Origin of the sequence: Xanthomarina maritima, assembly GCF_008084905.1 — a bacterium.
In the GTDB taxonomy this organism is placed as follows: domain Bacteria; phylum Bacteroidota; class Bacteroidia; order Flavobacteriales; family Flavobacteriaceae; genus Xanthomarina; species Xanthomarina maritima.
This window is the reverse complement of record NZ_VSFC01000012.1, coordinates 1-21,008: the sequence shown is the minus strand read 5'-3', so window position 1 is coordinate 21,008 and position 21,008 is coordinate 1. Positions and strand designations below refer to the sequence as shown.

Genomic DNA, 21,008 nt, shown 5'->3' with positions numbered 1-21,008 from the left:
TTTTGTTAAATTTGTATACATTAATTATTAAATCAGAATTCTTATTTTCGTAAGAATTAAAAATAAAAATATTTATTAAATGGGAAGAGCTTTTGAATTTCGTAAAGCACGTAAAATGAAGCGTTGGTCTGCCATGAGTAAGGCCTTTACACGTATTGGTAAAGACATAGTCATGGCAGTAAAAGAAGGTGGTCCTGATCCTGCAAGTAATTCCAGATTACGAGCTGTTATACAGAATGCCAAAGCAGTTAATATGCCAAAAGACAATGTTGAACGTGCTATTAAAAAAGCAAGTGATAAAAGTCAAGGCGATTATAAAGAAGTTATTTTTGAAGGTTATGCACCACATGGTATTGCAATATTAGTTGAAACTGCTACAGACAACAATACCAGAACCGTTGCTAACGTAAGAAGTTATTTTAATAAATGTGATGGTAGTTTAGGAACCTCTGGCTCAGTTGTTTTTATGTTCGACCATACTTGTAATTTTAGAATTCCAAACGAAGGCTTAGATCCAGAAGAATTAGAATTAGAATTAATAGATTTTGGTGCAGAAGAAGTCTTTGTTGATGACGATGGTATTTTAATCTACGCACCTTTTGAAAGTTTTGGAGCCATTCAAGCAGAATTAGAGTCTCGTGACATTGAAATCCTTTCTTCTGGTTTTGAACGTATTCCACAAGTTACTAAAACACTAAGTGCAGATGATATAGCAGATGTTGAAAAACTACTTGAAAAATTAGAAGAAGATGACGATGTGCAGAATGTGTATCATACTATGGAAGAAAGCTCTGATGAATAATTAATAAAACTAACTTGAAATATATATTTGCAATTTGTTCCTTAATTTTATTATTCTCTTGTAGTTCTGATGATATTGAAACTACAGTTACAACAAATAACTTTACAACAACAATTGATGAAAACCCTACGCTTAATTTTGTTTTAGGTACCATTGATGGCTCTACAAATAATGGCAGTGTAACATTTTCTATTCAAAGTGAGAGTGTTGATGGAGCATTATTTATAAATTCTTCTACTGGAGTTTTAAAAGTAAAAGATGAATCTCTTTTTGACTTTGAAACAAATCCAACTATAACTGGAAAAGTAAAAGTTGCAAATGGAACTACTTCTAAATTAGCAAATGTAACAATCAACCTAAACAATTTAGACGATCCACATATTGGTATAGGTAGTTGGACTCTATGGGGTCAATTAGAAGTTGATCTATTTGGTCTTAATAAATATACAGAAATTACTGGAATACTTTATATTGATGGTCAATACAATGTGAATATTCCAACATATTCGTTATTACCACTTATAGATCTAAAAAAAGTAGGCTCTTTACAAATAATAAATAATCCTTCGTTAACTAATCTAGAAGGGTTAAACAATGTAGAAATAGTTACTAATGGATTGCGTATTCAATCAAATCCTCTTTTAACAAATATTAATGATTTGAATAGCCTTTCTAGAGTTAGTGGTGGTTTTGTCATTGATTTGAATAATTCATTGGAAAATTTAGACGGATTGAATAATCTAAATAAAGCATTTGGAGGTTTATCAATATATAAAAATCATTCATTGGTTAACATTGATGGGTTATACAACCTAGATCAAGTAACCAATCAACTTAATATATCAAATAATTATGAACTATTTAACTTTTGTGGTATAACTAACCTAATTGAAAATGGTGGGCTACTAGGCGAATATAATACATATTTTAATGGCTACGACCCAACTATACAAGATATTTTAGATGGGAATTGTCAAATGTAAATTAAATATAATCCTATATTGAAATACTTTAAACTATTAACATTATCACTTATTCTATTGTGTTTTGTTTCAAATGTCACATTTGGTCAAAACACTAAAAAGAAGGTAAAATATGTTGATGCCAGTGGAATTTATATCTCTGAAAAAGAATTCAACAAGTGTTTAAAATCTGGTTATATAGAAAAATCAGTTGAAAAAGATAATCTTGTAGTTCATTATTTAGTTCACAATTCTTATGAAGGTAAATTAACAGAAACTGAAAATACACAAATTCGTCTCATGATTGGGAAGATTGTTGGTAAGGATATTGATAGTAATCGAATTATTGTTATTCATTTATATAATAAAAATGATGATAAATTATTACAAGATATTAATTACAAAAGATATTGGTATCAGGTAAGTAAAAGTAGAGAAAGATCAATTAAAATTTATGACTCTTTTTTAATTGGAAATAAAAATTCAGGGATTATTCCAAATCTAGAGAACCATTTATATCTAGATTCATATAATTTTTTAAACAAAACTTTTTTTAATAATTCAGATTTAGATTACAATCATGTAATTATTAGACCTGATAGAACTTATAGAATTTTTTTAGGTTTTTTTGACAATCTTAATGTATTAGATATGTCTTAATTTAATTAATTTCATAAATGTTTCTAAAAATCCCAAACTTTTTGTTTGGGATTTTTCATCTTTATAGGTAACAAATCGATAAGTTAATCGTTTTAAAAAATAAAACACATGCTTAAAAAGTCTTTAACCATCCTTTTTTCACTAAGCTACATATATTTTAGTTTTTCACAGCAAGTTTCTGGAAAAGTACTAACAAAAGCAAATGAACCTATACCGTTTGCAACTATTCAAATTGGTGAAAACTATGGTGTTATTACTAATGAGGAAGGAAACTTTTCCATTGTTACAGAAGGTTTTAAACCTTCAGATTCGGTATATATTTCTTGTTTAGGCTTTGAGAAAAAAGGACTTCTATTAAACGAATTTACGTCCAAAGAATATAAACTTTCAGAACAAATTAACGAATTATATGAAGTCTATTTAACTAACAAACCTTTGACCATAGATTCTATTATGTATTATGTAAATAGAAACTTGAAAAAGAATTATAAAAACAGTCTAGTTCAATATGACATTTTTAGTAGACGAACAGAATATATTGTTGGTAAAGATGCCGATTTTGAAATTGATAAATCCTCTGGTTTTAAAAAGAAACAATTAGAAGCTTTTAATAAAGATTTCGACGATTTAGAACAATCTTTAATTAATAACAAATCGAAGCAATACACAGATTTTGTTGGTGTTTTAAGTATTAAAAATAATGAAGAGGCTAAATTAGAAGTTGAGAAAGCAATTCGTTTATTAGATGAACGCAACAACCAGTCGGTAGAAATGCTAGCTGAAAAAGGGAAAGATATTATTTTAAAACATCTAAATGAAGATAAAGTCTATACGGTTAAATCTGGTTTATTTAAAATGTCCGACTCTGTATCTTTAAAGGAAAATAATAGTAAAATGGAAGACACTTTTAATTCCATGAAATTTATTAGAAAAATGGTTCATACTATGGTTGAAAACCATGGTTTTTCCTCAAAAACAATTTTGGATTTTATTACAGATACCAAAAAATATGAATATGAAATTAAAGATGTTACCTTTATAGGATCAGAAATGGTTTATGTTATTGAATATGCTCCTAGAAGAGGTTCAGCAGATTTTCAAGGCACTTTCTATGTATCTAATGAAACATTCGCCATTTTAAAAGCTGATTATCAATTTGCTAAAGGACGAATTGGAGAAAAACTTAATTTAAAACTCTTATTAGGTGTTAAATACATTGAACAAAACAAAAAAGGATTTGTAATTTATAAAAAACATGCAGATGGTTATTATTATCCAAACTACATGACAGATCAACTTGACAGATATTTTTATGTAGATAGACCAATAAAGTTTAAAGATAATAACAGCAGCGAAAAGGTAGCATTCGAATTTAAAGTTGAAGGGATTTTTAAAGAAAAAAATGAAATCTTAATTATGGCAGAAAAAGACATAACTGCTACAGAATTCAATGCTATTAAAGAAAAACGAAAAATAGATTATGAAACTTTAAAAGCTTTTGATCCAGATTATTGGAAAGAATATAATGTTTTAGAACCTTTAAAAGAAATGAAAGAATTTAAAGTTGAAGAATAATTCTAATACCTTTAAAAAAGTAAAAGCTACTTATATTCTAAGTAGCTTTTTTATTGTAATAGATGTTTCTTTTTAGGGACAAAAAGTTTACTTTATGTTTCATCTACTAACCTATTTTAATAGTTCAAAATCTATACCAAAAGGCTATGAATACTCAGGAATTTTGCCAACAACACCTTTATAAAAGTTCTTCATAAATTTAAAATCTGCTTCCATGTTATTGGTTGTATAAAAAGGTTCAGATATTTTATTTTGCTTGTTTTTAAAATCTAATGTAAACATAATTATTGGCACATTTGCAGCTTTAGCTATGTAATAAAACCCTGTTCGCCACTCGGTTACTTTTTTTCTAGTACCTTCAGGTGCTAAGGCTAACCTAAATTCATCATTTTCTTCAAATAGTTTGGCAATAGCTTCTACTTTATTTTGACCAGAAGTTCTATCAATAGGCCTTCCTCCTATGGCTCTAAAATAATAGCCAAAAGGCCAAACAAAAAGTTCTTTCTTACCAATAAAGTTAGATTTAATTCCAATAATCTTTCTTAATAACAAACCAATATAAAAATCATGCCAACTTGTATGTGGCATTGCAATTAAAACTGCTTTTTTAACAGTGTCTTTAGACATAGTTGTATTGCCTACAACTTTCCAACCCATTAATTTAAAATAAATAAATTTGGCAAGCTTTTGCATATTACATTTTTAAGTAGAGTTCCTTTAACTTATCACGAGATATTGTTTTTCTCCAATGTTTTCCTAAGGCATTTTCCCAAAGTGGTTCTAAACTTAAAGCAACATCTATCATGATATCAAACTCTTTGTCAGTTAAATTAGCACATAAACCTTGAGGTAATTTAATGTCGTGCTTTGCTTTCATTTTTTTAAATAGAGCAACACCATCTGGATAAAACTCTTCTAAATGATTAAAAACTATACAGTTACCAATTCCGTGTTTTGTACCTAATAAATAACTCAAACCATAACTCATAGCATGTGCTACTCCTACCTGAGAATATGCAATACTCATACCTCCATGCCAAGACGCCATCATGAGTTTGTCTTGAGCTTCTTCATCAGACAGGTTATTGTCTAAAAATAGCTCTTTACACAACTCATATGCTTTTTCACCATAAGTCTTACTAAATGCATTGAGATACGTGCCTGTTAAAGATTCTATACAATGAATATAACAATCCATTCCAGTATAAAACCATTGGTCCTTCGGAACATCTTTAGTTAATTCTGGATCTAATATAACTTGATCGAAAGGTGTGTAATCTGAATTGATTCCTAATTTTTTTTCTGGACCTGTTAAAACTGTAGTTCTTGAAACTTCGGCTCCAGTACCAGAAATTGTTGGAACTCCAACATGATAAATGGCTGGATGTTTTACCAAATCCCAACCTTGATATTCTTTTGCTTCTCCATCATTAGTAAGCATTATGGAAACTGCTTTGGCTAAATCTAGAATTGTTCCACCTCCTATTCCTATAATGCCTGAAGGAAGATCTTTGTAAGTAAGAATAATTTCTTCAACTAATTCATCTACTTGAGATGTTTTTGGCTCTTGATCTGCAGAAATGTAATATATTTTATCTTCGTAAAACAGAGGTATTCTAGATGTTAACCAGGAATTACCTTGAAACACATCGTCTACAATATAAATAAATGGAGCTTTTGTATTTAATCTTTTTGGCGAAAGAATGTCTCCTAATTGATTAAAACAGCCACGTCCAAAAACAACTTTGGACACCATTGGAAAATTTTTAAAAGTCATGTATTTATTGTAACAATAATTATATAATTAATTTAATAATGGTAAAATATCTAATAAGCTATTTACCGTTTTATATGATTTGCCATTCGTTTCACTTTCATCAACTTGTTCGTGTGTCCAAGTAGTATGAAAAGGAACATGTATTGCATGTGCTTTTATATTTACTAAAGGTAATATATCTGATTTTAATGAATTACCTACCATTAAAAACTCTGATGGTTTGATATCTAAATGATTTAAAAGTTTTGAATAATTGGCTTCTTGCTTATCACTTAACACTTCAATATGATGAAAATATTCTATTAAACCGGATTTTTCAAGTTTCCGTTCCTGATCTAGTAAATCGCCTTTAGTTGCTATAATTAATCTATAATTTTTAGAAAGTGCTTTTAAAACTTCTTCCACGCCATCTAACAATTCAACAGGTTTATTGATCATGTCTTTTCCAATTTCCAAAATAGCTTGAATGGTTTTATTGGATACATTGTTATTTGATAATTCTAAAGCCATTTCAACCATAGACAGAATAAAACCTTTTACTCCATAACCATAAAGTGGCAGATTTTTCATCTCCATTTTAAAGAGCTCTTGATCTATTTTATTAAGAGTCTCGAACTGTTCTAGTAGTTTTGCAAAAGCCTCTTCGGCATCACGAAAATAAGTTTCGTTTACCCAAAGAGTATCATCTGCATCAAAGCCAATAACTTTAATATGTTTATATTCTTTATTCAATTTATTATTTCCAAAGTTTTTTTGCTCGTTCTAAATCTTCTGGCGTGTCTATTTCTACGCCTTGAACATTTGTTTCAACCATTTTAATTTTTTTACTATATTCTAAATAGCGAATACATTCTATCTTTTCTGAAGCTTCTAAAGAAAGCATTGGTAATCTGTAAAAATCTAATAAAGCTTCTTTTCTAAAAGCATAAACTCCTTTATGTTTATAATACTTAACATGAACAGTTTCGTCTCTTGGATATGGAATTGGGCTTCTGGAAAAATACATTGCAAAATTATTTTTATCTACAATTACCTTAACGGTGTTTGGGTTTTTAATTTCGTCCCAATCTGTAATATGAACCATTAATGATGCTAAATCGATTTCTTTATTTGCATCATTTTTAAAAACATGGATCAATTTTTTCAAAGAAGATACTTCAGTAAAAGGTTCGTCTCCTTGCACATTGACTACAATATCTATATCCATAAATTGAACAGCTTCGGCAATTCTATCGCTTCCACATTCATGTTCTTTTTTACTCATGATGGCTTTTCCACCATGATTTACAATTTCATCGAAAATAATCTGGCTATCTGTTACTACAAATACATCATCAAATAGTTTTGTATTTACTGTAGCTTCGTATGTTCTTCTAATTACAGATTTTCCTTCCAAATCCTGCATGAGTTTCCCCGGAAATCGAGATGCGCTATATCGTGCTGGTATCATGGAAATTATTTTCATCTATTGTTTTTAGTTTATTAGTTCAAAAATAGGATTTTTAAAAGAAATTTAATGTTAGTTTGGTTTAAACTTTTTATCCATATGTAAATCTGCAAAAGATATTTTGGGAATTTATTTAATCTTCAAAAAAATCGTCTTTAAAACCAATAAGATACAATTTATCTTTGGCACGTGTTACAGCTGTATACAACCAGCGTAAATAGTCTTTTGTAATGCCATCTGGTAAATATGGTTGTTCTACAAATACCGTATTCCATTGTCCTCCTTGAGATTTATGACAAGTGATAGCATAAGAAAATTTAACCTGTAACGCATTAAAATATTTGTTGTTTTTAACACTTAGAAACTTTTTATAATTACTGCTTTCATTCTGGTAATCTTTCATCACTTCTTGATATAACCTATTGGAGTCTTCATAAGTAAGTGAAGGAGTTTCGGCAGTAATAGTATCTAACAGTAATACCGTTTCAAAAGGTCTCATTCTAGGATAATCTACCATTCGAATTTTTACTTCAGCAAAACGAAAACCGTAAAGGTCAATAATATTAAATATTTCTAGGACTTCTATAATATCACCATTTGCAATAAAACCAGCTTCTGTTGTTGGTTTAATCCAAAAATAATTATTCTTAACTACCATTAAATAATCTCCTGGAGTTAATTCGTTTTCATTAAATAAAATTCTATTTCTAATTTGTTCGTTATACAAATTGGCTCGTTTATTACTTCTAACTATAATGGCTGTTTCTTCGTTTCCTAATTGACTGTATGAATCATTTATTGCATCCATTATTTCTTGGCCATCTACTAATCTAACAATGTCTTTATAACCGTTTAGATTAAATTTAAAGGTGTCAAAAAAAGCATTGGACAAAGATTCTCTTAATTGAGTGGCATTTTCTAAAATTCCAGAGTCTTGTTCTTGTCTTACAACTTCGTCAAGCTCCATTTTAGTTACATGTTTGTTGTAATTTAAACTTATAGTATTGTCATCTAAAGCAGGACTTAAGTCTAATTTTACAGGTGGTAATTGAGCTGTATCACCAATTAGCAATAATTTACATTTATGACCAGAATAAACGTATTGCATTAAATCGTCTAATAGGGATCCGTTTTCAAATAATTTTGATTCGCTTGGAGCATCTGGAATCATTGAAGCTTCATCAACTATAAAAATGGTGTTTTTATGTTTATTAGGTTGCAAAACAAATTTTACATTGCCACTTTTTTCTTTTTTAGGAAAATATATTTTTTTATGAATTGTAAATGCTTCTTTTCCTGAATAATTAGATATTACTTTAGCTGCACGACCTGTTGGTGCCATTAAGACAGCACTCTTTTTTGCCTTCCATAAATTCGAAACTATAGTGCCAATAATTGTTGTTTTTCCTGTACCAGCATAACCTTTTAATAAATATAAGTCATTCGGTTTATCACTAAAAATAAATTCAGACAATTGTAATAATACAATTTCTTGTTTAGAAGTTGGATTAAATGGAAACTGCTGTTTAATAAGAGAGTAAAATTCCGAAGAAGTCATGAAAGGTGTTAAATTTTAATATTTCATCAAAGATAGCAATGATTTTTACGTGCTTTGGTTTTTACGATTAAAAAAAAATTGTAGATTTGCGTTGTACCTTAATTAAATTTAATAACAAACACTATGTTTAAAATAATTCTTATAGCTGTTGCTGTAATACTAGTTACAATTGGTTTAGTATGGCTAATTGACAAATTTATTCCTTCTAAAATGAAGCCTGTTTTAACAATTGTACTTTGGGTTTTAATTTTCTTTTTAGGATACCAGACATTTATGTCTATTTACGAACCTATCCAATTTAATAAAGTAAAGGATAAACGCTACGCTAAAGTCATTGAAAAATTGGTTGATATTAGAGATGCACAATTAGCGCATCAACAAGTTACTGGTAAATTTGCTCCTAGTTTCGACAATCTAGAAAAGTTTCTAGATACTGCCAAATTTACTATAACACAACGTAGAGATACAACAGTTATTGACAAAGAATTAACAAAACGTTATGGTGGTGTTGAAACTTTAAAAGACAGTATTATTATTGATACTTTAGGTTTTGTTTCTGTAAAAGATTCTTTATTTAAAAATTCTGACAGATATAAATCTATGATGAATGTACCTAATACTGATGCACAATTTGAAATGCAAGCAGGCTTATTAGAACAAAACGATTTACAAATCCCAGTTTTTGAAGCTAGCGTTAAAAAAGCAGTTATTTTACACGATCAAAATAAAGATTTAATAGCTCAAGAAAACCAAGTTGTTTCTGTTGATGGTGTTAATGGAGATGCTTTAAAAGTAGGTTCAATGGACGAAGTTAAAACCAATGGAAATTGGCCAAAAACTTATGGAGATAGCGAATAAAACTCGTAAAATAAAAACCAAAATTGAGTTGTCCATTCAAATAAGTTTGAATGGACTTTCTTTTTGTATTCTAAACAAGGAAACAAATACCATTACTTTTTTAAAGCATTTTGAAAAAGATAAAAAACTCTCTCCTTTTGATGCTTTAGATTTTTTAAAACATCTTTTCAATACTGAAATAGAGCTACAACAAGATTTTGAGACCATACATGTTATTTATGTTAATGATATCTCTACAATGGTTCCTAAAGCATTATTTAATGAAGATTTATTAGCAGATTATTTAAAGTTTAATTCTAAAATATTAAAATCAGATTTTATTGCTTTCGATTCTATTGAAATAAATGACAGTGTTAATGTTTATGTTCCATATGTAAATATTAATAACTTTATTTACGATACGTTTGGCAGTTTTACTTACAGCCATTTTTCTACTGTTTTAATAGAAAAAATACTGCAATTGGAAAAACATGCTGACGATGCAAAACTCTACGTAAATGTCAACAAAGGACATTTTGAAATTATTGTTACAGACAAAGGAAAATTAATCCTTTACAATACCTTCGAGTATTCTAGCAAAGAAGATTTTATTTATTACATTCTCTTTACTGCAGAACAATTGAAATTAAACCCAGAAAAGATTCATCTAATTTTTTTAGGAGATATCAATAAAGAATCTGAATTATATACAATTGCTTATAAATATATTAGACATATTAACTTTGGAACGAAATTAGATACTTATAATTATACTATGAAACCAAAATCTAATTATTTAGATTTTGTACTAACACAAAGCTTTTAATGCGAATAGTTTCCGGACAATTTAAAGGCAGACGAATTACTGCACCAAAAAAGTTACCTGTTCGTCCAACAACAGATATGGCTAAGGAAGCTCTATTCAATATATTAAACAATCTGTTTTATTTGGACGATATTTCAGTGCTTGACCTTTTTGCCGGAACAGGTAATATCAGTTATGAGTTTGCTTCAAGAGGCACCACAAATATAACTTGCGTAGATCAAGATTATGGATGTATTAAATTTATAAATGAAACTGCTAGAAGTTTTGAAATGTCAATTCAAACAGTTAAAAGTGATGTCTTTAAATTCCTTGAAAAAACAACTCTAAAAGCGACAATTATTTTTGCTGATCCACCATATAATTTCTCTTTAGAAGATTTTTCTAAAATTCCAGAACTTGTCTTTAAAAATGAATTATTAGAAGAAAAGGGTGTTTTAATTGTTGAACATTCGAAACATACAGATTTATCTCAAATTGAAAATTTTAGTTATGCTAAAAGTTATGGAGGAAATATGTTTAGCTTTTTTGAAATATCTTCTTAAAAACTTACCAATCAGACAAGGCTTTTTCAGTAATTTTAATAGAATTAAATTCTCCTAACTCTTTATAATACTCTCCATTTGGTTTTAGTACAACTGCACTCCCACAACAATTATGTGGACTAATAAATGTTTGTTTTACTAAATCTAAAGAATCTTCATAAAAAATATGCTTTCTGTTCTTAAAATGAAACCCTTTTTCTGTCATATAAAAAGTTTGAACTACTTCACTATTATTAAGTTCTTTCAACCTTTCAGTATTCGCATAGTGTTTTGCCAAGCGCTTATCGCTTTCATAAAAAAAATAAACAACTAAAGGCTTTGTAGTATCTATTTTAGTTTTAACTGTTTTTTCAAAATGATTAATAAAGATTGAATATGATGCAGTATCTAATTGACCTTCAAATTTTCTGACATATAATTTAGCTAAAACAGCAGTATCGTTAACTACAGCTCTTTTGAAGTAAACTCCAGATTTTAATTTACTAAAAAACTCTTTTTCGCCAATAGCTTTTCCGTTTTCATCAAACATATAGGGTTTTTTGTCTTCTACTTGAGAACAAACTATAACTGAAAATAGTAGAGATATGATAAGTAAGTAGTATTTCATTTAATAAATATAAAAAAAGCAGATCTATAAGCCGAATTCTGTACTCAAAAGAGTCCTTATCATTTATCTGAGTGTGCTGTTACCAGAACACTTTAGCTGCCTACCCTCCAACATCGAACGTGCAGTTCTCAAGCATTGGTTTACATGACATTGCACCACATAGAGTTTACCTGGTTTCACTACAGCATTACCTGTACATACTTTCTGTTGCACTTTTCCTAGCCTCACGACTGGTGGCCATTAACCACTATGTTGCACTTTGGTGTTCGGACTTTCCTCTATTCGACTAAACGAACAGCGATAAGGCGATCTGCTTTATGCAAAAGTACGCAAATTGTTAATAAATACTATTAAATACTGAATCCAGAATTCTAAAATATGAATTGAATTTTTAACTTTGTTGTATGGAACACTTTGTAGTATCTGCACGTAAATACAGACCTCAAACATTTAAAGATGTTGTGGGTCAGCAGGCTATTACAAACACCTTATTAAACGCTATTGAAAACAATCATTTAGCTCAAGCCTTATTATTTACAGGGCCTCGTGGTGTTGGTAAAACAACATGTGCTCGTATTTTGGCAAAAATGATAAATAGCGATGGTACCGAAAAAGAAGATGAAGATTTTGCATTTAATATTTTTGAACTCGATGCTGCTTCAAATAATGGTGTGGACCAAATTAGGGAATTAACCGATCAGGTTCGAATCCCTCCACAAGTAGGAAAATACAAAGTGTATATTATTGACGAGGTACATATGCTATCTCAAGCTGCTTTTAATGCCTTTTTAAAAACATTAGAAGAACCACCAAAACATTGCATTTTTATTCTTGCAACAACCGAAAAACATAAGATAATTCCAACCATCTTATCTCGTTGTCAGATTTTCGATTTCAAACGCATTACAGTTAAAGATGCTAAAGACTATTTAAAATATATTGCTGAAGAACAAGGTATCCAAGCAGAAGATGATGCGCTTCATATTATAGCGCAAAAAGCAGATGGAGCCATGCGTGATGCTCTTTCTATTTTTGATCGTGTGGTTAGTTTTTCAGGAAAAAACTTAACCAGACAAGCTGTTACTGAGAATTTAAACGTTCTTGATTACGAAACTTATTTTACAAGTACAGATTATATTCTTGAAAACAACATTCCTAGTTTATTAATTCAATTCAATAGTATTTTAGCTAAAGGTTTCGATGGTCATCATTATATTGCTGGATTGGCCTCTCATTTTAGAGATTTATTAGTCTGCAAAAATTCTGAAACTATAGATTTACTTGAAGTTGGAGAAGAAACTAAAGAAAAATATCTCATCCAATCTAAAAAAACATCACAACCCTTTTTATTACAAGGCATTGAACAGGCAAATGATTGTGATCTAAAATATAAATCCAGCAAAAATCAACGCTTACTTGTTGAATTATGCCTTATGCAGCTTGCCTCTATCACTTTTGATGGAGAAAAAAAAAATAGCAAAAATTTCATAATTCCTGCAAGTTACTTTATTAAAAAAGGAATAACTCCAGTTATAGTAGGCGTACCTGACAAAATACAATCAGTTGCAGAAGAAACAAATCAAGACACTTACAATACTATAGCAAACCAAACTCAGGTAATAAATAAACCTAATGTAGAAGTACCAGAACCTAAGAAAATTGAAAGTCCAAAAATAACTTTAAACTCAGGTAAAACAGCTACCTCTGGCTTATCTCTAAAAAGTATTAAAGCAAAAAAAGAGCATCAAATAAAGCAAATGGAAGTTGTTATTGATGAGGAAAATTTACCTAAAGATTTATTTACTGAAGAAGAATTTTTATACTATTGGAATATTTTCATAAAACAATTAGAAGAAAGTGGGCAATTTAATTTAGCTTCTATTTTATCCATAGATACACCAAAAGTTGAAGGAACAACCATTCATTTAGAATTTCCTAATGCAACTAACAAAGTAGAAGTTGAACGTCAGCAATATGAGTTGATGATGTTTTTAAAAAAATCTTTAAATAACTATGACATTCATTTGTCTATTGAAATTAATGAAGAGATGGAGAAACAATATGCTTTTACTCCTTTAGAAAAATATTTAAAACTTAAAGAGAAAAACCCTAATATCGAGTTATTAAAGAAAACCTTTGGATTAGATATTTAGTTTATAGAGAAAAAACCTTAGTACAATATGAGAAAACTTATTTATTTCCTAGTTTTAATTAGTATTGTTTTTGTTAGTTGCGATAGTAGAAAAAATCAAAATGATTTACTGCAAGAAGCTATTTCTGAATACAATAAAAACCAACCAAAAGTAGAAACAATTTCTTTCTATCCAATTGAATATACTGAGGTTACTACTGATACACTTATTTCTAATAAAGTAAAAGTTCATATTAAAAACTATTCGTTAGAAGATGAGACTATTCTTTTAACAAAAACTGATAATCATACCAAATATCATCGTGTTTTTGAATCTGAAATAAGTATTAAAAAAAATAACAAAAACATACTTACTACAAAAATAAGCGCCAAAGATTTTGCAACTACAAATGACATTTTTTGGGATAATGCTACCTTAGAACAGGTTTGGGTTAATCAAGAAATATCAACTGTTGAAGAAATAAATTTAGAAATGTCTTTTGTAAATCCATTAGATAAAACATTTAAATTATATAGAATGTCTGTTAACCAAAATGGAAAACAACAAACTTATTTAATTGAAGAACAAAGTTAAAATGCTAGGCTTAAAACTACCAACAGATCCAAGATGGGTTAACATAGTTGAAAAAAATATTGAAGATATTTTAACAGATCATGCTTATTGTGAACAAAAAGCAGCGAGTACTGCCATTTCATTAATCGTTGGTTTTCCAGAATATACAGAGCTTGTTCAAGAAATGATTGCTTTGGTTAAAGAAGAAATTAGTCATTTTAAAATGGTTCACGATCGCATTTTAGATAACGGTTGGACTTTAGGTCGAGATAGAAAAGACGACTATGTTTTAAAATTAATAACATTTTTTCCAAAAGGTGGCAGCAGAACCACCCAACTTGTACACAGATTACTTTATGCTGCTTTAATTGAAGCTAGAAGTTGTGAACGTTTTAGACTACTGTCTGAAGAATTAGAAGACAAAGAACTAGCAGAATTCTATAGAAAACTTATGGTTAGTGAAGCCAACCATTATACCATGTTTTTAGGTTTTGCTAGACAATATGGAGACCGAAAAGAAGTAGATAAAAAATGGCAAGACCTGCTTGATTTTGAAGCTGATATTATGAAATATTTAGGAAAAAAGGAAACTATTCATGGATAAACATAAAAAACTCCGATATTAAAAATATCGGAGTTTTTTATGTTTAATTTTCTTTTAGATTTTTACACCAACTCCAAATTGAAAGTTGCTATTTTTAGCTTCAGATTCAGCCTGGTTATCTAGCACATCTGTAAAACCGTAATGGTATCTAGCATCGATAAAAATATCGTTTGTTATAAAAAATTCTAAGCCTCCAACCATTGAGAAAGCGAAATTGCTAAATCCATCTTCATATTCCCAAACTTTTACACCAGCCATGGGTCCAACACCTATTGAGAATCTGTCTCCAAATCTAAACTTAAATAGAACTGGTATTTGAATATAATCTATTCGTAAATCTTTTTCTTTAGCACCTTCGGCAGAAAATTGAATCTCTGGAGCAATACCAATTTCTTTTGATAAATCATACTCTCCAAAGAATCCAATGGCAAAACCATTTCGATGCGTATTGGCAAATGTAGCATCTGGTTCAAAATCTAAATTTGAAATATTTAAACCAGCTCTAACTCCATACATTCCATTTTGTGAGAATGAATAGGTTGAGAAAATTATAAAAGCTAACAGTAAAATTGTATTTTTCATAATCTAATAATTTAATAAAGTAGTTTCGGGTTTCTAATGGAGCTAATATATATGATTTACTGAAAAGAGATATATATTAAAGATTAAATGTATAATTTTTACTGTGTATTGCTAGAAACCGTATCGTAATAGATGCTTTTTATTATACCATCAGACAATCCAATCTTTGGAACATAAATGTCTTTTGCACCACTCCATTTCATTGAGGATAAGTAAATTCTGGTTGCAGGAATAATAACATCTGCTCTATCCTGATTTAAATCTAATTCTGTAATTCTTTCTTCGTATGAATAAGATTGTAAAGTATTATAATAAGACGTTAAGTAGAAATAAGTTAAAGGTTTACCCATAGGTTTACCAGAAATTTTGAATATTTTATTTATGTTTCCTCCAGAACCTATAACATCTATTTTTTCATAAGAGCTAGTGTTTTGTTTAATCCATACTTCTAGTTCTTGCCAAGTTTCTTTTTTAACTATGTCGTTTAATAATCTTACTGTTCCTATTTTAAAAGATTTTGAAGTAACTGATTTTCCATTATTAATTACAGTAAATTCTGTGCTTCCTCCACCAACATCTACATATAGATAAGTTTTGTTTTTATCTATATAAGATTGTAAGTCTGTAGCTGCAATAATAGCTGCTTCTTCTTCACCTTCAATAATGTCTATTCTAATTTTTGTTTTCTTATATATTAATTCCGAGATTTCTTTACCATTTACTGCTTCTCGCATGGCTGAAGTTGCGCAAGCTTTATATTTAACAACCTTATGTGTTTTCATTAATAATTTGAATGCTTGCATAGTATCCAGCATTCTATCTCTATTAAAATCTGAAATATGCTGCTCTAAAAACACATCTGCACCCAAACGAATTGGCACTCGAACTAATGAACTTTTTTTAAAGCGAGTTTCTTTTCCTTTTTCTTCAATAATATTTGCTATCAGTAATCTAACGGCATTTGATCCAATATCTATAGCAGCATATTTTTTTATTAAGAGCATACTTAGTTTTTTAATTTATTTAAATAGTAATTATAAGTAGCAAATTGAGATCTGATTTTAATTTTACCACTTTTTCTATATTCATTTTTTTGAGCTTCATTAAGTATTCTAGCTTTTACATTATCGCTCCAAGAAATATCAAACGTATCTATTAATTCCTTCTTTATGTCTTCACAATAAATAGGACAGCTTACTTCTACTCTATTTTCTATATTTCTTGTCATGAAATCTGCTGAAGAAATATAGACTTTAGGATTGTTATTATTACAGAAAATATACAATCTTGTATGTTCTAAGAATTTATCTACAATACTTATGACTTCAATATTTTCACTCATTCCTTTAATTCCAGGAATCAGACAGCATATTCCTCTAACAATTAATTGTATTTTTACTCCTGCTCTGCTAGCTTCATAAAGTTTATCTACCATTTTAAAACTAGATAAGCTATTCATTTTTAATCTTATATAAGCTGGATTTCCTGCTTTAACATTTTGAATTTCATTGTCTATTAATTTAAAAAATGCAACTTGAGTATAATGAGGTGATGTAATAATATGTTTATATCTGTATATTTTATAATTAATCTCAAAAAAATTAAAGACTTTATTGATATCCTTTAATATCTTTTGATCTGAAGTAAACAGAGTGAAATCTGTGTAAATTTTAGCAGTAGATTCATTGAAATTACCAGTGCTTATAAAGCCATAGCGTTTTAATTTATGGTTTTCTTCTCGTTCAATCACACACATTTTACTATGCACTTTTAAGCCTTGAACACCAAAAATAAGATTAATACCTTCATTTTCCATTTGTTCGGCATAATCTATATTTGCTTGTTCGTCAAAACGTGCTTGAATTTCAATAGAAACCGTTACTTTTTTACCGTTTTTAGCAGCATTAATTAAAGAACTTGCTACATGCGAAATTTCGGCAAGTCTATAAATAGTAATTTTAATGGTTCTTACTTTAGGATCTAATGCAGCTTCTCGAAGAAATTTTACAACATAAGAAAATGTATGATAAGGTACATATTGTAAATAATCTTTTTTTGACACGCTATCAAAAATACTATCTTCTAAACTTAATCCTTTAACTGGTAAAGGATCTATTTTATCATATAGCAAGTCTGTTCGTCCAAGACTTGGAAAACCCATATAATCTCTACGATTATGATATCTTCCACCTGGAATAATACTATCGTGAGAATCGATTCCCATTTTAGACATTAAATAAGTTAATGTTTCATTGTCTATGGTTTTATCGTAAACAAATCTAACGGGTTCTCCTATTTGTCTGTGTTTTACACTATCTGAAATTTTTTCAATAAAACTTTTACTTAAATCACTCTCAAAATCCAGCTCACCATCTCTTGTAATCTTAATCATATGAGCTGAAATGGAATCATAATTAAAAATATTGAAGATATCATGTAAACAATAGCGTAATAAATCGTCTAACATAATTATGTAGCTTATACCATCTTTTTCTGGTAAAACCACAAACCTATCCATAGATTTAGATATTTCAATTAAAGCAAATTGATGATGGTTAGTATTATTTAAAACCATTTTCACTGCTAAATAGGATGCACTATCTTTTAAATTTGGCAACTCTACTTGATTACTTAGAATGATAGTCACTAATGCTGGACTAACTTTTTGGATAAAGTATTGTTTTATAAATTGGTGTTGAGATTCGTCTATGCCAGTTTCATTAATAATAAATATGTTTTCCTTTTCAAGCTGTTTTTCTATTTTACTTAAAATCTCTAAACTTTCGCTTTGTTGTTCTATAACAATTTGAGTAATTTCTTCTAAAAGTTCTTTAGCTTTAATTCCTCCTAATTCACTTTTAGCTCCTTTTCCAGCTTCTACAATTCTTTTAACTGTTGCATATCTAACTTTAAAAAACTCATCTAAGTTGTTTGAAAAAATTCCTAGAAATCTTAATCTTTCTATTAATGGAACATTTTTATCGGCAGCTTCTTGAAGTACTCTTGCGTTAAATTGCAACCAGCTTATCTCTCGATTTATGTAATTATTATGAAGCTTTACTGCTTTAGTCATGAAATCAAATTTATTACTACAAATATATTCTATTAGAATTAATTTTCAGGTAGAAACAAGACATACTTAATCTTTAAATTTTATCAATTTTTAGATAATAAACTTATAAAATCTAATAGTTACTTTATTCTTAAATCTCTTGGAAATATTATTTTAACCGTTTGTCCTTTTATAATATATTTCCATGAATCAATTTGAAAATCTATGATTACTAAACCACTTGTAGGAACATTGTCTATGTATGTGTCTCCAAAGGTATTAACAAAATAAGTTAATGCATGATTATGACCAAAAAGCATTAATGTATTGGCATCATTTTGAACATGTTTTAATGTTTTAACAAGACTTTCTCCTGAAAAATCGTAAAGCTTTTCATTTAAATTGAAATTAATTTGATCAAAATTCAAATTTTTAATAAATATTTCAGCCGTTTTTTTAGCCCTTTTCGCAGTACTAGAAAGCACCAAATCTGGAGTTATATTCAACTCTTTAAATTTCAATGAAACTAACTCAGCATCAATAAAACCTCTAGTTTCTAAGCCTCTATCATGATCATTTAAATTTTCTTTCCAAGAAGATTTAGCATGTCTTACAAGAATTAATTTTTTCATGTTTTACGATTAAATACATATTTCTTCGATAAAGTGTTGCATATGTCGGTCATATGACTTACTTTGGCTACTTTAAAATTAAGGTAAGCTATTATAAAAATATCAAATATTATTTAACATATAAGAAATTAAACAAATTAATGACCAAATAACTTAAATATATGTATGATTAAATTAAACGCTGTCGTTTAATAATTAAGTTTTATCGATTAAGTGTAAACATGTCTCATCTTATCGACTTTTTAAGTTATTTAACATTTTTTTTTGATTGGGTTAATTAATCGCTATTAATTTGTTACGTAAGCTATTAATTAAAAATGATCCCAAATCTAAAAATTTTACTTAATCCATTATACGCTGATATTTCAGTGTACTTCCCTCAACCAATTTTTGAAAATATTTTTATTTAACAGTTTTTATAATTAATCATAATTTAAAAATAAGTTTTGCTGTAAATTCAAATCTACATTCTTATGAAGACAATTACTCATAAAATAAGTTTGCATAATATACTTTTGATTATATTTCTATTTATCAATAGTTATGCTTCAGGACAAATTCTTACTAAAGAAAGTGCCACTAAATTAATTACTGATGATAGCAGTATTACAGAATCAACAAACGCAATATTAGCTGCTGATTCCTGTTCTGCAAACGACTTTACATTAAGTAATTTCTATTTAGCAGATATCAATGGAAATCCATTAGATAATAATTGTACTCCAGGAGTACCTCAATCAGCATATATTTTTGCATTATTTTCTGCAAACACTAGTGCAAACAGATATAGTCTATATATTGATTATGATGTGTTCATAAATGGTGCTTTTGCTTATCATGTAAATGAATGTTTATATAATGGACAAGCAATTCCTGTTGGTCAAAACCTACAAGTTCAAAGCATTACATGGAATTGTGGAGATCAAATTCAGTTAAAAAACTTTTACATGGCATGGCAATCAAATGCTGGCAGACCATGTAGCACAAACCCTTCTAAATGTTATTTTAATGCCGATGGATTTATTGTTAATGCACCTTTAATTGCAAATTTTGAATCTGCTTTAGTTTGTAATTCTTACCAAATTAATTTTACTGATTTAACAACTGGAGGCGATATTAACAACCCTTATAACTATGTATGGAATTTTGGAGATGGAAGTCCAACTTCTAATCAACAAAATCCATCACATACATACTCAAGTCCTGGAACTTATACAGTAACTTTAACTGTTACTGATAACAATGGAGTAATTGATAATCAATCATATCCTGTAACAGTTTATCCAATTTTATCTGGTTTAACATTAAATACTACAAATGTTCCTTGTAGTGGTGGAACATCAGGTTCTATTACTGCTAGTGGAACTACTGGTGGTTTTGGTAATTATACATATAGTATTAATCCGCAACCTTCTGGATACACTCAGAATGGTGGTCAATTTAATAATTTACCAGCTGGAACCTATACTGTTACAGTAACAGATGAAAATAATTGTACTATTAGTGAAACTGAAACTATAATTACAGGAGATAGTACTGTTCCAATTATTAATGCACCAAATGCAATTCTAGTTGAAGGATGTGACTCTGAAGATGTCATTAATGGAAATGTAACTTCTTTACCTTATTCTGAATCTCTTATTACAATTTCTGAATTACAATTTACTGCTGAAGGTGGTACTTTTACTGAAGATAATGTAGCAACAATAACTTATCAAGATAGTTCTTCTGGATCTTGTCCAATAACTGTGACAAGAACATTTACAATAACTGATAATTGTAATTTATCTGCTTCTGCAACTCAAATTATAACAATTCAAGATACTATTAACCCAGTATT

Annotated in this window: 21 protein-coding genes and 1 other RNA gene; 11 read left to right on the top strand and 11 right to left on the bottom strand. The window is 28.9% G+C overall.

Annotated elements, in window-relative coordinates:
* The first annotated feature begins 79 nt into the window (after window positions 1-79).
* The 4 genes from FVF61_RS01630 to FVF61_RS01615 all read left to right on the top strand — a co-directional run bounded on the left by FVF61_RS01630 (window position 80) and on the right by FVF61_RS01615 (window position 3,999).
* A complete protein-coding gene (locus FVF61_RS01630; RefSeq protein ID WP_148452577.1) occupies window positions 80-802 on the top strand; it encodes a YebC/PmpR family DNA-binding transcriptional regulator in 723 nt (240 codons plus the stop codon).
* Between the two features lie 14 nt (window positions 803-816).
* Window positions 817-1,785 carry a cadherin repeat domain-containing protein gene (locus FVF61_RS01625; RefSeq protein ID WP_148452575.1) on the top strand — a complete coding sequence of 323 codons (969 nt, stop codon included), beginning with the start codon at window positions 817-819 and terminating at the stop codon, window positions 1,783-1,785.
* An 18-nt stretch (window positions 1,786-1,803) separates the two neighbouring features.
* Window positions 1,804-2,424: a hypothetical protein gene (locus FVF61_RS01620; RefSeq protein WP_148452573.1), complete on the top strand. Its 621-nt coding sequence runs from the start codon at window positions 1,804-1,806 to the stop codon at window positions 2,422-2,424.
* Window positions 2,425-2,532: 108 nt separating this feature from the next.
* Window positions 2,533-3,999, top strand: coding sequence for a carboxypeptidase-like regulatory domain-containing protein (locus tag FVF61_RS01615; protein ID WP_148452571.1), 1,467 nt, complete (start codon window positions 2,533-2,535; stop codon window positions 3,997-3,999).
* 144 nt (window positions 4,000-4,143) lie between these two features.
* On the opposite strand, the gene FVF61_RS01610 is transcribed toward FVF61_RS01615, so the two are convergent.
* The 5 genes from FVF61_RS01610 to FVF61_RS01590 form a co-directional block, all read right to left on the bottom strand.
* Window positions 4,144-4,692, bottom strand: coding sequence for a 1-acyl-sn-glycerol-3-phosphate acyltransferase (locus FVF61_RS01610; protein ID WP_148452569.1), 549 nt, complete (start codon window positions 4,690-4,692; stop codon window positions 4,144-4,146).
* A 1-nt stretch (window position 4,693) separates the two neighbouring features.
* Entirely contained in the window at window positions 4,694-5,776 is a 1,083-nt protein-coding gene (locus FVF61_RS01605; protein ID WP_233586648.1) for an iron-containing alcohol dehydrogenase family protein, read from the bottom strand.
* Between the two features lie 27 nt (window positions 5,777-5,803).
* Window positions 5,804-6,508: an HAD family hydrolase gene (locus FVF61_RS01600; protein ID WP_148452564.1), complete on the bottom strand. Its 705-nt coding sequence runs from the start codon at window positions 6,506-6,508 to the stop codon at window positions 5,804-5,806.
* A 4-nt stretch (window positions 6,509-6,512) separates the two neighbouring features.
* Entirely contained in the window at window positions 6,513-7,241 is a 729-nt protein-coding gene (gene kdsB / locus FVF61_RS01595) for a 3-deoxy-manno-octulosonate cytidylyltransferase (RefSeq protein WP_148452562.1), read from the bottom strand.
* Between the two features lie 115 nt (window positions 7,242-7,356).
* Complete coding sequence (locus FVF61_RS01590) at window positions 7,357-8,781, bottom strand: ATP-dependent DNA helicase (protein ID WP_148452560.1); 1,425 nt, start codon at window positions 8,779-8,781, stop codon at window positions 7,357-7,359.
* A 123-nt stretch (window positions 8,782-8,904) separates the two neighbouring features.
* Here FVF61_RS01590 and FVF61_RS01585 point away from each other — a divergent pair, with 123 nt between their 5' ends.
* From FVF61_RS01585 to rsmD, 3 genes are read left to right on the top strand one after another with little or no spacing between them, the layout of a single operon-like run.
* A complete protein-coding gene (locus FVF61_RS01585) occupies window positions 8,905-9,639 on the top strand; it encodes a hypothetical protein (protein WP_233586644.1) in 735 nt (244 codons plus the stop codon).
* Window positions 9,602-10,444 carry a DUF3822 family protein gene (locus FVF61_RS01580; RefSeq protein WP_233586641.1) on the top strand — a complete coding sequence of 281 codons (843 nt, stop codon included), beginning with the start codon at window positions 9,602-9,604 and terminating at the stop codon, window positions 10,442-10,444. The genes FVF61_RS01585 and FVF61_RS01580 overlap by 38 nt, the downstream gene beginning before the upstream one ends.
* Window positions 10,444-10,986, top strand: a complete 543-nt coding sequence (rsmD, locus tag FVF61_RS01575) for a 16S rRNA (guanine(966)-N(2))-methyltransferase RsmD (protein ID WP_148452558.1) — start codon at window positions 10,444-10,446, stop codon at window positions 10,984-10,986. Before FVF61_RS01580 ends, rsmD begins: the two co-directional genes overlap by 1 nt.
* A 4-nt stretch (window positions 10,987-10,990) precedes the next feature.
* On the opposite strand, the gene FVF61_RS01570 is transcribed toward rsmD, so the two are convergent.
* Window positions 10,991-11,593 (bottom strand): hypothetical protein, encoded by a 603-nt coding sequence (locus FVF61_RS01570; RefSeq protein ID WP_148452556.1) that lies wholly within the window; start codon window positions 11,591-11,593, stop codon window positions 10,991-10,993.
* A gap of 11 nt (window positions 11,594-11,604) precedes the next feature.
* Window positions 11,605-11,910: RNase P RNA component class A (gene rnpB / locus FVF61_RS01565), an RNA gene on the bottom strand.
* 87 nt (window positions 11,911-11,997) lie between these two features.
* Here rnpB and dnaX point away from each other — a divergent pair.
* Genes dnaX through miaE form a run of 3 tightly spaced genes read left to right on the top strand, consistent with a single transcriptional unit; the run spans window position 11,998 to window position 14,902 of the window.
* Window positions 11,998-13,746 carry a DNA polymerase III subunit gamma/tau gene (gene dnaX / locus FVF61_RS01560; protein ID WP_148452554.1) on the top strand — a complete coding sequence of 583 codons (1,749 nt, stop codon included), beginning with the start codon at window positions 11,998-12,000 and terminating at the stop codon, window positions 13,744-13,746.
* Between the two features lie 27 nt (window positions 13,747-13,773).
* The gene (locus tag FVF61_RS01555; RefSeq protein ID WP_148452552.1) at window positions 13,774-14,319 is read left to right on the top strand and encodes a hypothetical protein; all 546 of its coding nucleotides are present in this window, start codon (window positions 13,774-13,776) and stop codon (window positions 14,317-14,319) included.
* Window position 14,320: 1 nt separating this feature from the next.
* Window positions 14,321-14,902, top strand: a complete 582-nt coding sequence (miaE, locus tag FVF61_RS01550) for a tRNA-(ms[2]io[6]A)-hydroxylase (protein ID WP_148453147.1) — start codon at window positions 14,321-14,323, stop codon at window positions 14,900-14,902.
* 54 nt (window positions 14,903-14,956) lie between these two features.
* On the opposite strand, the gene FVF61_RS01545 is transcribed toward miaE, so the two are convergent.
* From FVF61_RS01545 to FVF61_RS01530, 4 genes are all read right to left on the bottom strand, one after another.
* Entirely contained in the window at window positions 14,957-15,484 is a 528-nt protein-coding gene (locus FVF61_RS01545) for a porin family protein (RefSeq protein ID WP_148452550.1), read from the bottom strand.
* Between the two features lie 98 nt (window positions 15,485-15,582).
* A complete protein-coding gene (locus FVF61_RS01540; RefSeq protein WP_148452548.1) occupies window positions 15,583-16,488 on the bottom strand; it encodes a Ppx/GppA phosphatase family protein in 906 nt (301 codons plus the stop codon).
* A 2-nt stretch (window positions 16,489-16,490) separates the two neighbouring features.
* Window positions 16,491-18,557, bottom strand: a complete 2,067-nt coding sequence (gene ppk1 / locus FVF61_RS01535; protein ID WP_148452546.1) for a polyphosphate kinase 1 — start codon at window positions 18,555-18,557, stop codon at window positions 16,491-16,493.
* Between the two features lie 119 nt (window positions 18,558-18,676).
* Window positions 18,677-19,168 (bottom strand): SixA phosphatase family protein, encoded by a 492-nt coding sequence (locus tag FVF61_RS01530; protein ID WP_148452544.1) that lies wholly within the window; start codon window positions 19,166-19,168, stop codon window positions 18,677-18,679.
* 473 nt (window positions 19,169-19,641) lie between these two features.
* Here FVF61_RS01530 and FVF61_RS14430 point away from each other — a divergent pair.
* Window positions 19,642-21,008 (top strand): PKD domain-containing protein (locus FVF61_RS14430; protein ID WP_148452542.1); only part of this gene is annotated, 1,367 nt, incomplete at its 3' end.